Origin of the sequence: Kitasatospora sp. NPDC057223, from assembly GCF_042669755.1 — a bacterium.
Classification (GTDB): Bacteria; Actinomycetota; Actinomycetes; order Streptomycetales; family Streptomycetaceae; genus Kitasatospora.
On the sequence record NZ_JBHUWW010000009.1, the window covers coordinates 49,709 to 61,370 of the forward strand.

An 11,662-nucleotide genomic window follows, 5' to 3' on the forward strand; every position below is an offset into this window, starting at 1 on the left:
ATGAGCAGGGTCCACCAGCTGGTCCTCTCGACGTTGGCGAGGCTGGGCCCTCATGCCAGGCTCGATCTGGCGGTGCAGGTCGGGGCGTCGGAGGCGGACGCGGAGCGGGTCGTCGACGACCTGCTGGCAGCGGGACTGGTCCACTCGCTGGTCGTCCACGCCGGGGGCCGGCAGCAGTTGGTGATGCTCACCCCGGCCGGGCAGGCGGCGCTGGACGCCCTGCAGGGTGACGCCACGGCCACCCAGGACGTCCTGCTGGCGTCGCTGACGCGGGGGGAGCGCATCCAGCTGAAGTACCTGCTGCGGCGGGTGTGCGCGAGTGGGGCGGCCCACGGCGGCCGGGCGCGCGCGGTCGGTCCGTAGCGTCTCCGGAGCCGGACGCGGCCGCCGCCTCCGGGAGCGGCGGCCGGGTGGCACGGCTCAGGTCGCGGCCGGGTGGCGGCCGGCCGGCACGGCTCTGCCCCGACCGTCGAGCGTGAGGACGGCGTCGGCGTGGCGGGAGACGAGCGGGAGGTCGTGGCTGACGAGGACGACGGCCAGGCCCCGGGCGCTCCGCAGGTCGCGCAGCAGGGTCATGATCCCGTCGGCGGTACCGGCGTCGAGCGCGGAGGTGACTTCGTCGCACAGCAGGACGTCGGGCTCGGCGGCCAGGGCGCGGGCGATGGAGACCCGCTGCCGCTGTCCGCCGGACAGTTCGTGGGGGTAGCGGGCGGCGAACTCCTCCGGCAGGCCGACGGCGGCCAGGAGTTCCGCGACCCGGTCGGCCCGCTGCCCGGCCGACAGGGCGTGGTGCAGCTTGAGCGGGCGGGTGAGGGTCGCGCCGGTGGTGCGGGCGGGATTGAGGGCGCCCAGCGGGTTCTGCGGGACGAGTTGGACCCGGCGCAGCTGGTCGCGGTCCCGCCGTCGGAGGGTGTCGGCGAGCGGGTGGCCGTGGAGGGTGAGGGTCCCGGCGGCGGCCCGGTGGAGACCGGCGAGGGTGCGTACCAGGGTGGTCTTGCCGCAGCCGGAGGGGCCGACGACCGCGGTCAGGGTGCCGGGGAGCACGTCGAGGTCGACCTCGGCTAGCACCTGGCGGCGGGTGCGGCCGGTTCCGACGTGGGCGTGCAGGGAACGCACCGTCAGAACGGCCTCGGCGGCCCGGTGCGTGCCGGGTGGTGCCTGCGCCGGGGCGGGGCGGGGCGCGGGGACGCCCCGGGCGGGTGCGCGCGTGGCGGCCGGGCGCAGGGCCAGGGTGTCGTCGGCGCAGCGGGCCACGAACTCCGGGTCGTGGCTGGAGAGCACGACGGCGAGGCCGTGCTGCCGGGCGAGTTCGCGTACCAGGTCGGCGATCTCGTCGCGCAGTGCCGCGTCGAGTCCGGCGGTCGGCTCGTCCAGGAGCAGGATGTCGGGGCGGCGGGCGAGGGCGCGGGCCAGGGCGACGCGGCGTTGCTGGCCGCCGGACAGGGCTGCGGGGCGGCGTCGTTCCAGCTGCTGGTCGGTGGGGAGGCGGACGGTCGCGAGGAGGCCTAGCAGGGTGGCTCGGGAGCGGTCCGCCGCCGTCTCGGTGATCAGGCGGTCCACCCGCATCCGGGGGTTGAGGCCGGATCCCGGGTCCTGGCCGAGGTAGGCGAGGTTCTCGCGGCGCAGGCGTCGCAGCCGTTCGGGAGGCAGGGCGAGGATGTCGTGCCCGAGGACGGTGACCGTGCCGCCGGTGACGGCGGCGCCGGGCGCGACGGCGCCCACGAGGGCGCGCAGCAGGGTGGTCTTGCCGGCTCCGGACGGGCCGGTGACCGCGTGGACGCGGCCGGGCCGCAGGCTGAGGGTGGCGTTGTCGAGCAGCGGGGTGCCGTCGGCGAGGGCGATGGAGAGTCCGGTGGCCTGGGCGGCCGGGGCGGTGGGGCTCACAGGGGGGTCTCCGGGGTGGGCCGGGCCGGTGCGAGGGCTTCGGCGGCGAGGTTGACGCTGACGGCGAGCAGGCCGATGGCCAGGCACGGCGCCGCCACGGCCCAGGGGTTGAGCATGATGCCGGGAGCGTTCTCGCGGATCATCAGGGCCCAGTCCGCCTCGGGCGGTTGTGGTCCGAGCTGGAGGAACGCGGCGATGGAGACGACGTAGACGCCTTCGACGAACCGCAGGCCGAACAGGGCGAGCAGGGTGGACCGGAGGTTGGGCAGCACTTCGCGGGCCATCAGGTACCAGAGGCGTTCGCCTCCGGCGGCGGCGGTCTCGATGTATCCGGTGGCGGCGACGGGGGCCGCGGCCGCCGCGACGACCCGCACGGCGTAGGGGACGCCGAGGACGACGGCGGCCGCGCCGATGGCGAGGCGCCCGCCCGTGGGCCAGGCGAGGGCGACGAGCATGATGCCGAGGACGGCCGGGAGCAGGATGGCGAGGTCCGCGGCGCGTTCGACCCAGCGGCCCAGGCGCGGGCGCAGGGCCGCGAGGATGCCGATCGCGGTGGCGGCGGCGGTGACCGCCAGGGCGATGGCCAGGGCGGTGGCGATCAGGGGCGCGCCGCCGGACAGCAGCCGGCTGAGGACGTCCCGGCCCAGCAGGTCGCCGCCGAGGGCGGCGGTGTCGTCGGCGGCGCCGTAGGGGGCGGTGACCGGCAGGTCGGTGGCGCCGGGCGCGAGGAGCGGGCCGCTCAGCGCCAAGAGGACGAGCAGCAGCGCGGGGAGCACCCGGGCCAGGGTCCGGGCGCGGGGCCGGCGGGCCGGTGGGGCGAGGGCTGCGGTGGTCATCGGCGCGCCCCCAGGGTGCGGTCGCGGATCAGGTCGGCCAGCAGGAGGAGCGCGCTGATGACCGCGCCGGTGGCGGCGACGACCCCGGCCACCAGCGGGGTGTCGCGGTCGGCGATGGCGCCGGCCAGGACGGCGCCGATGCCGGGGTAGTTGAAGAGCGTCTCGACGACGACGGCCCCGCCCAGCAGCATGCCCGCGGAGGTGGCGGTGGAGACCGCGATGGCCGGCAGGGCGCCGGGCAGCATGTGGTGGCTGAGGATCCGGCGGCGGGGCAGGCCGTCGAGGATCGCGGCCTGGACGTGCGGGAGGGCGGCCTGGTCGGCGAGGGCGCCGCGGACGATCCGGGTGTTCCAGCCGATCTGCGGGACCGCCAGCGAGAGCAGCGGCAGTACGAGCATGTCCCAGGACGCGGGGGCGCCGTCCGAGCCGGTGAGGGTCACCGCGGGGAGCCAGCCCGTCCACTGGGAGAACACCAGCAGCAGGGCGACGGAGACCACGAACTCGGGGAGGGCGAACGCGGCGGTGGAGGCGACGGAGACGGCCCGGTCGACCCGCCCGCCGGGCCGCAGGGTGGCCCAACTGCCCAGGGCGAGGGCGCCGGTGATGCTCAGTGCGAGTGCGAGCGTGCCGAGCACCAGGGTGTTCGGGAACGGCCCGGCCAGCACGGTGGTGACGGGCCGGCCGTGCGCCGTGGTGCCGAGGTCGCCGGTGGGCAGGCCGGTCATCCAGTCCCAGAACCGTTCGGCGACCGGCCGGTCGAGCCCGAGCGCGGCCCGGCGGGCGGCCATGTCGGCGGCGCTCTCGCCGCGTTCCGCGGTGGCGTCGGCCGCATCGCCCGGCAGGAGCTCGATCGCGGCGAAGACCGCGGCCAGCAGGAGGACGAGCATGCCGAGGCGCCGGACGACCGGCCGCCCGGCCCGGCCCGCACCGGGGAGGATGCGGGCCGGCCCGGACCGGGCCTTCGGCGCGGCGCCGCCGTCGGCGGGGGCTGCCGGGATCAACGGGCCAGCCAGGTCTTCTCAAGCTGGACGCGGCCGTAGCCGGGGAGCTTGGGCAGGTTGCGCACGGCCGTGCCGGCGAGGTCGATGCCGTCGGCCATGCCCCACAGCAGGTAGCCGGACTTCGCGTACTCGATCTCCTGCAACTGGTGCAGCGCCTTGGCGCGCTCCGCCGGGTCGGCGGTGCCCAGCGCCTTGCGGTAGGCCTCGTCGAAGGAGGGCTCCTTCCACCCCGCCTCGTTCTGGCCGGACTCCGAGACCATGGTCTTGGAGGCGAAGAACACCACGGAGTCGTTGGTGCCCCAGTACGTGGTGTACAGCGGCGCCTTGAGCCAGCTCTCGTCCCAGAAGTTCTTCGAGTCCTGCTTCACCACGTTGATCTTCACCCCGGCCTCGCGGACCTGGGTGGCGAAGAGCGTCGCGGACTCCGCGAGCCCGGAGATGTCCTCCGTGGTGAGCAGGTCGTAGGTCTTGGACGTGTCGAAGCCGGCCTCGGTCAGCAGCTGCTTCGCCCTGTCCAGGTCGCGCCGGCGCTGGGGCAGGTCCTTGGCGAACGCCGGGTCGCCGGTGCCGAGGACGTCGTTGCCGATCGTGCCGTAGCCGGAGAGGACCTGCTTGACCATCGCCTCACGGTCCACCGCGAGGCGCAGCGCCTCGCGGACCTTCGGGTCGGCGAACGGGCCGTCGGCGGTGCGCATCACGACGGGCATCGCCATGTCGTTGGGACGGCGCAGGATCTGGATGTCCTTGCGGCTCTCGGCGGTGCGGGCGGCGACCGCGCCGACGTTGGAGGCGACGTCGACCTGGCCGGCGAGCAGGGCGTTGGCCAGGGCCTGCGGGCTCTCGAAGATGCTCACCTCGATGGCGTCGAGCAGCACCTTGCCGCCGTACCAGTCCTCGTTGCGCACCAGGCGGGCGTTGCCGTCGCGGAACCAGTCGAGCTTGAAGGGGCCGGTGCCGGGCGCGCCGGCGATGGCATCGTCCTTGGTGTCCTTCTTGACGACGAAGGTGGTCAGGCGGGTGAGCAGCGGAAGGTCGGCGTTGGCGTAGTCGGAGACCAGGACGACGGTCTTCGGGCCGGCGGCGCTGATGCCCTCGGCCTTGATGCCGGGCAGCCGGGAGGCGCCGGCCGGGGTGGCGCGCAGGCGCTTGAGCGAGAAGACGACGTCGTCGGCGGTGACCGGGGTGCCGTCGTGGAACTTCGCGCCCTCGGCGATGGTGAACTGCCAGGTCTTCAGGTCCTCCGACGGCTTCCAGCCCGTGGCCAGCCGGGGCGCGGTGTTGGTGCTCTCGCCGGGCACCGCGAGGGTGTCGTAGACCAGGCTGAGGATCAGGTAGTCGCTCTCGTTGGCCTGCGAGCCGTGCGGGTCACGGGTGACGGCGGACGCCTTGCCCAGCGCGCCGACCTTCAACGTCCCACCACTGCGGGGCTGTTCGGAGGAAGCGCCGGACGCCGCCGCATCCTTCGACCCACCGGTGCCGCTGCTGCAGGCCGCGAGCGCACCGGCCGCCCCGATCCCGGCACCGGCCCACAGCAGCTGTCGTCTGGTGACGCTCACGTCGTTCCTCGTTTCAGGTCGAGCAGAAGTTGCTTAGGTTTACCTATCCTAAGTTCGCAGGCCCGTGCAACCCGTTCCGGGCAGTTTGGCTGACGGGTGACCATCTCCGATGCGACGTCAACTGGCTTCCTGGTCAGGCGCATTGCGCCCGCAGGTGTCGCTCGTGCACCAACGCTGTGATCGACGACACAAATGTAGTCAATCGATTCGGTAAGGCTTGCCTTACTTCTCGGTCGTTGTTACGTTCCTCGGTGTCCGGCTGCCCGAGCCGCGCCGGACCGATGCCTACTGCGCCTCCTTCCAGACCCTGCCGCCGGGCCGCGTCACCGCCGTGCGCCCGCACTCCCGCCTGCCCACGCAACGGAAGGTGCCTCCGTGCCCACCGCCGCCGCCCCTGCCCCGGTACGCCTGCTCGACGCCCACCACGTCGCCGAGCTCACCACCACCGCGGCCGAACTGCTGGACATCCACGGCTCCGCCACCAGCCCCGCCCTGCTCGCCGGCCTCGCCCCCGCCGGCCGGCGGCTCAGCCGCCAACTGCACGACGCACTCCGCCCGGTGGACACCGCCGACGGCCTCTTCGTGCTGCGCGGACTGCACGTCGACGACGCCGAACTCGGCCCCACCCCCGGCCACTGGTCCACGGTCGGCCAGGCCGGCGCCGTCTGGGACGTCGTCCTGCTGCTGGTCTCCGCGCTGATGGGCACTCCGATCGCCTGGGACGGCCAGCAGGACGGCCGCTTCGTCCACAACATCGTCCCCTCACCGGGCCACGAGACCGTCCAGACCGGCGCGTCCAGCAGCGTGCTGCTCACCCCGCACACCGAGGACGCCTTCCACCCCGGCCGCGCCCACCTGCTGCTGCTGTGCTGCATGCGCAACCACGACAGCATCGCGACCACCGCGGCCAGCATCCGCCTGGCCGAACTGTCGGACGACGACATCGCCGAACTCACCCGCCCGGTCGCCCCGATCCTGCCCGACGACGCCTACGAGGAGGCCCAGCGGTTCGGCGGCGGGCCCGCGCCGGTGCCGACCCTCTTCGCCGGCGAGACCGGCCTCACCCTGCGCTTCGACCCCGCCTACACCCCGCTCGACGAGGCGCAGGAGCCGTGGCGCGCCGCCTACGGGCGGCTGGCGGACGAACTCGCCCGCGTCTCCGTCGCGGTGAGCCTTCGGCCCGGCGACGTCCTGGTGGTCGACAACGACCTGGTCGTGCACGGACGCGTCCCGTTCCGGGCCCGCTACGACGGCACCGACCGCTGGCTCAAGCGCGCCTCCGTCCGGGTGCCCGGCCGCCGCACCCGCCCCGCGGCGGAGGCCGCCGAGCACGGCTACGGCCAGGCCGCCCTCGAAGCCTGGGCCGCCTGAACGCCACCGGCACCACCCGACACCGGCACCACCCCGCCGCGCCCACCCCTCGAAGGGACACCCCCATGACCTCCCAGGACACCGTGACGCCCCACGACGGCACCCTGCGCGTCCTGAGCACCAGCGACCTCGCCGGCATCGACATCACGCTCGCCGACGTCGTCGACACCGTCGAACAGGCCTACCGGACCCTCGCCGCCGGCCGCTCCGACAACCCGCGCAAGCTCACCGTCAAGCCCGCCGACGGGCACTCCGTCTCCTACGCGATGCTCGGCCGGGACGGCGTGCGCAACGTGGTGGCCATCAAGACCTCGTACAAGCACGGCCTGGACAAGGGGCGCGAGGAGCAGCACTACTACACGACGCTCAGCATCTACGACGACGTCACCGGCCTGCCGGTCGCGATGATGGACTGCTCCCGGATCGGCTCCCTGCGCACCCCCGCCGTCTCCGCCCTGCTCGCCCGCGAGTGCGCCGTCCCCGACGCCCGCACCGCGCTGGTGATCGGCACCGGCACCCAGGGCCGCCTCGCGCTGCCGTTCCTGCTCACCACCCTCCCGCACCTGGAGCGCCTGCTGCTGTCGGGCACCCACCCCGAGGGCATCGCCGCCGTCCGCGAACAGCTGCACCGTTACTTCCCCGGCCGGGAGCCGGAGTTGGTCACCGACCTCCGGCAGGCCGCCGGCGACGCGGACGTCATCCTCGCCACCGCCGGCGCCCACACGCCCGCCGCCGTCGAGGCCGACTGGCTCAAGCCCGGAGCGGTCGCCGTCCTGGTCGGCCACGGCCTGGCGCCCTCCACCCTGCACCGGGCCGACCGCGTGATCGCCACCAGCGAGGCCCAGATGCAGGTCACCGGCACCGACATGGCCGACGCCGACGGCAAGCTCCGCGCCGTCGACCTGGAGCTGCCCGCCGCCCTGGCCGGCGCCGCCGCCGCCCGCACCGCACCCGGCCAGCGGATCTTCGCCTACAACAGCGGACTGGTCGTCACCGACATCGCGCTCGGCCACCGCTTCGCCGAGCTCGCCGCCGAACAGGACCTCGGCACCGAGGTCGCCCTGTGGCGCTGACCCTCCCCGCCCGCCCGGACCCCTGGCACGACGAGATCCTGGCCGGCGGCCTGCTGCAGGAGTTGTCGTACGCCTTCGGCGGCCCGTTCCACTTCGTGCTGCCCGAGCGGTTCGACGCCAACCTGGCCGCCTTCCGCACCGCGCTGGACGAGTCGGGGGTGGACGGGACGGTGTACTTCGCCAAGAAGGCCAACAAGGCCGCCGCGTTCGTCGAGCGCTGCGCCCGGCAGGGCGCCGGCGTGGACGTCGCCAGCCACGGCGAACTGCGCGAGGCCCTCGGCCACGGCGTACGCGGCGAGAACCTCGTCGTCACCGGACCGGCCAAGGCCGGCCGACTGCTGCAGGTGGCCGCTCTCCAGGGCGCGCTGATCGCCGTCGACTCCCTCGACGAGCTGGAGCGCGTCCTGCACCTGGACACCCCGCGGCCGGTCCGCGTCCTCCTGCGCCGGTTCCCGCCCTCCCAGCCCAGGAGCCGGTTCGGCCTGGACGACGAGCAGCTGGACACCGCCCTGCTGCGCTGCGCCGAGGCCGGGGACCGGATCCGGATGGAGGGCTTCAGCTTCCACCTGTCCGGCTACGCGGTGCAGCCCCGCGCCGACCTCGCCGGCGAACTCGTCGAACTCTGCCTCAAGGCCAGGATCCTGGGGCTCCAGGCCGACCGGATCAGCATCGGCGGCGGCTTCGCCGTCGACTACACCTCGGCCGGACACTGGGAGGCGTTCCTCGCCGCCCAGGGCCCGGACGACTACCACGCCCGGAAGTCCTTCGCCCCGGACGACTTCTACCCCTACCACTCGCCCGTCGCCGGGGCCGACGCTCTGCGCGCCGTCCTGGCCGCCCGCCCGCACGGTACGGGCGCGACGCTGGCGGCCCGTCTGCGCGAAGCCGGCGTCATGCTGCTCCTGGAACCGGGCCGCGCCCTGCTGGCCGGCGCCGGATCGTCCGTGTTCGCCGTCCAGGGCGTCAAGGACCGGGCCGGGTACGGGATCGTCACCGTCGACGGCACCAGCCTGAGCCTGTCCGAGCAGTGGTTCGACAGCGAGTTCCTGCCCGACCCGGTACTCCTCACCGGTGGCCGTCACCGCACGGGCCCGGAGTACCGGGCCTGCGTGGGCGGGGCCAGCTGCCTGGATTCCGACCTGCTCACCTGGCGCAAGATCGCCTTCCCCACCCGGCCCCGGGCCGGCGACCTGCTCGTCTACCCCAACACCGCCGGCTACCAGATGGACTCCAACGAGTCCCCCTTCCACGACCTGCCACTGCCGCCCAAGGTCGTCGTCCACCGGGCGGACGGCCGGCCGCGCTGGCGGCTCGACCACCGCCCGGCCTGCTGACCCCGCCCCCACCCCGCCCCCGACGGAGCCCCCTGCCATGACCGACGCCCTGTTCCGCCCACCGGTGGTCACCCGGATCTCCGACCTGATCGGCTGCACGCCGCTGTTCGAGCTCGCCCGCGCCGACAACGGCGCCCGCCTGCTGCTGAAACTGGAGATGTACAACCCCACCGGAAGCGCCAAGATCCGGATGGCCCGCCAGATGATCACCGACGCGGAGGAGCGCGGCGAGCTGCGGCCCGGCGGCCACATCATCGAGTCCACCTCCGGCAACACCGGACTCGGCCTCGCCGTGGTCGCCGCCGAACGCGGCTACCGCTTCACCGCCGTCGTCGACAACCACGCCGCCGTCGACAAGCTGCGCGGCATGCGGGCCATGGGCACCGAACTCGTCCACGTCACCGAGGACGGCGGCGAGGAGCTCAACACCGCCGCCCGCGAGGAGCTCGCCGAGGACATGGCCCGCGGGAAGGACAACACCTTCTTCACGGAGCAGCACAACAACCCCAGCAACGCCGTCGGTTACTACGCCGTCGGCCGCGAGATCGCCCAGGCCCTCGACAACCGCGTCGACGTGTTCATCGGCGCGGTCGGCACCGGCGGCGGCCTGTGCGGCACCGCCCTGGAGCTCCGGAAGCACGCCCCCGGGGTCGCCGTCATCGGCGTCGAACCCAAGGGGTCCATCGCCTTCGGGCCGCCCGCCCACGACTACTACCAGTCCGGCACCGGCACCCCCGAAGGCGCCACCCTCGGACTGCTCGTCGACTTCGACCTCATCGACGAAGGCGTCAAGGTCGGCGACGTCGAGGCGTTCGCCACCGCCCGCGTCGTCGCCCGCCGCACCGGCCTGCTGATCGGCGGCTCCGCCGGCGGCGTCGTCCACGAGGCCCTGACCCGCCTGCCGGCCCTCCCGCCGGGCGCCGTTATGGTCGCCTTCATCAACGACGGCGGCGAGAAGTACATGGACACCGTCTTCAACGACGACTGGATGAACGCCCGCAACCTCATCGACGACGCTGTCGAGGCCGACATCGACGAGACCCTCACCAAACTCCGCAGGCCCTGACTTTCAGAAACGTGATCCCCACCATGCAGCAGCAGCTGACCACCCTGGCCCGCGACAGCCGCGCCCTCGCCGCCCTCGCCGTCCCCCTCGCCCTCACCCAGCTCGCCCAGGTCGCCCTCACCACCACCGACACCGTCATGATGGGCGTCCTCGGCACCGAGGCCCTCGCCGCCGGCGGCCTCGCCCTGGTGATCTTCAACCAGCTCCGCACGATGGGCGTCGGCCTGGTCACCTCCGTCGGCAACCAGGTGGCGGCCGCGGCGGCCCGCGCCGAACTCGCCACCCCGGACTCCGGCCCGGGCCCCGGCGTGACGGCAGCGGGCCCCGGCGCGACGGCACCGGACCCCGGTGCGACGGCGAGGTCCGACCAGGAGGTCCGCGGCCTGGTACGGGCGGCCATGGCCGTCGCCACCCTCGCCGGCCTGGCCGGCGCGGCCCTGATGATCCTGATAGGCCAGGCGGCGACCGTCCTCGGCCAGGACGCCGCCGTCGCCCACCGGGCCCAGGGCATGCTCGCGGCCCTCGCCCCCGGCCTGCTGCCCTGCCTCTGGTTCCAGGCGATCCGCCAGTTCACCGTCGGCATGCGCCGCCCGCAGGCCCTCCTGCAGATCACCATCGCCTCCGTCGCCGTCAACGCGGCCCTCAACTGGGCCTTCATCCACGGCACCTGGGGGCTGCCGAAGCTCGGCCTCACCGGCATCGGCGTCGCCACCAGCACCGTCTACCTGCTCTCCTTCCTCGCCCTGTACACCAGCGCCCGCCGCGACCCGCGGCTCGCCCCGCTGCTCAGCCCGGACTTCTGGAAGGCCGACGCCCCGACCGTGCGCCGACTGCTCGGCCTCGGCACCCCCATCGCCGCCACCTACGGCTCCGAAGCCGGCTTCTTCTCCGTCACGGCGCTGCTGGCCGGCAGCTTCGGCGCCGCCGCGCTCGCCGCGCACACCGCGGTCAACCAGCTCATCTACATCGTCTTCCAGGTCGCCGTCGGCCTCTCCCACGCGGCCTCCATCAACGTCAGCCGTGAACTCGCCCTCGGCGAGTACGGCGCCGCCCGCCGCATCAAGAACACCGCACTCGCCTGCGGCGCGGTGGTGACGACGGTCGTGGGCATCGCCTACCTCACGGTGCCCCACCTCGTCCTGCGGCCCTACTTCGACGCCGGCTCGGCCACCGACCGGCAGGGTCTGCAGATCGCCACCGGCCTGCTGGTGGTCGTCGCCGCCCTCCAGTTCTTCGACTGCGCCCAGAACATCGGCGTCGGCCTGCTACGCGGCCTCGACGACACCAGGAGCGGCTTCCGCATCACGCTCGTCGGCTACTGGCTGGTCGGCCTGCCCGCCTCCTGGCTGCTCGCCTACCCGCTCGGCGGCGAGACCCGCGGCCTCTGGCTCGGCCTGCTCATCGGCCTCGCCACCACGGCCGTCCTTCTGCTGCGCCGCTACAGCCGCACCCTCACCGCCCGGGCCGGATCCGCTCCGGCCGCCGTACTCGCGACGTGAACCGGCCGGGTCCGGCTCCGGCGGGCCTCCGACGACCTATGG

At 74.1% G+C, this 11,662-nt stretch carries 10 protein-coding genes; 6 read left to right on the forward strand and 4 right to left on the reverse strand.

What is annotated here, in order from left to right:
• A complete protein-coding gene (locus tag ACFUK0_RS05995; protein ID WP_380246834.1) occupies positions 1–363 on the forward strand; it encodes a MarR family winged helix-turn-helix transcriptional regulator in 363 nt (120 codons plus the stop codon).
• A 57-nt stretch (positions 364–420) separates the two neighbouring features.
• Here the strand turns inward: ACFUK0_RS05995 and ACFUK0_RS06000 are convergent, their stop codons facing one another.
• The 4 genes from ACFUK0_RS06000 to ACFUK0_RS06015 are packed head-to-tail and all read right to left on the reverse strand — an operon-like array spanning position 421 to position 5,277.
• Complete coding sequence (locus tag ACFUK0_RS06000; protein WP_380246835.1) at positions 421–1,884, reverse strand: ABC transporter ATP-binding protein; 1,464 nt, start codon at positions 1,882–1,884, stop codon at positions 421–423.
• Positions 1,881–2,720, reverse strand: a complete 840-nt coding sequence (locus ACFUK0_RS06005) for an ABC transporter permease subunit (protein ID WP_380246836.1) — start codon at positions 2,718–2,720, stop codon at positions 1,881–1,883. Before ACFUK0_RS06005 ends, ACFUK0_RS06000 begins: the two co-directional genes overlap by 4 nt.
• On the reverse strand, positions 2,717–3,733 hold the full coding sequence (locus ACFUK0_RS06010) for an ABC transporter permease (protein WP_380246878.1): 1,017 nt from the start codon (positions 3,731–3,733) through the stop codon (positions 2,717–2,719). The genes ACFUK0_RS06005 and ACFUK0_RS06010 overlap by 4 nt, the downstream gene beginning before the upstream one ends.
• Positions 3,718–5,277: an ABC transporter substrate-binding protein gene (locus tag ACFUK0_RS06015; RefSeq protein WP_380246837.1), complete on the reverse strand. Its 1,560-nt coding sequence runs from the start codon at positions 5,275–5,277 to the stop codon at positions 3,718–3,720. The genes ACFUK0_RS06010 and ACFUK0_RS06015 overlap by 16 nt, the downstream gene beginning before the upstream one ends.
• A gap of 375 nt (positions 5,278–5,652) precedes the next feature.
• Here ACFUK0_RS06015 and ACFUK0_RS06020 point away from each other — a divergent pair, with 375 nt between their 5' ends.
• The 5 genes from ACFUK0_RS06020 to ACFUK0_RS06040 all read left to right on the forward strand — a co-directional run bounded on the left by ACFUK0_RS06020 (position 5,653) and on the right by ACFUK0_RS06040 (position 11,620).
• Complete coding sequence (locus ACFUK0_RS06020; protein ID WP_380246838.1) at positions 5,653–6,648, forward strand: TauD/TfdA family dioxygenase; 996 nt, start codon at positions 5,653–5,655, stop codon at positions 6,646–6,648.
• A gap of 65 nt (positions 6,649–6,713) precedes the next feature.
• Positions 6,714–7,721 carry an ornithine cyclodeaminase family protein gene (locus ACFUK0_RS06025; RefSeq protein ID WP_380246839.1) on the forward strand — a complete coding sequence of 336 codons (1,008 nt, stop codon included), beginning with the start codon at positions 6,714–6,716 and terminating at the stop codon, positions 7,719–7,721.
• Positions 7,712–9,055: a Y4yA family PLP-dependent enzyme gene (locus tag ACFUK0_RS06030; RefSeq protein WP_380246840.1), complete on the forward strand. Its 1,344-nt coding sequence runs from the start codon at positions 7,712–7,714 to the stop codon at positions 9,053–9,055. The genes ACFUK0_RS06025 and ACFUK0_RS06030 overlap by 10 nt, the downstream gene beginning before the upstream one ends.
• Before the next feature lie 37 nt (positions 9,056–9,092).
• The gene (locus ACFUK0_RS06035; protein WP_380246841.1) at positions 9,093–10,121 is read left to right on the forward strand and encodes a cysteine synthase family protein; all 1,029 of its coding nucleotides are present in this window, start codon (positions 9,093–9,095) and stop codon (positions 10,119–10,121) included.
• 23 nt (positions 10,122–10,144) lie between these two features.
• Positions 10,145–11,620, forward strand: a complete 1,476-nt coding sequence (locus tag ACFUK0_RS06040; protein WP_380246879.1) for an MATE family efflux transporter — start codon at positions 10,145–10,147, stop codon at positions 11,618–11,620.
• The last annotated feature ends 42 nt before the right edge of the window (positions 11,621–11,662 follow it).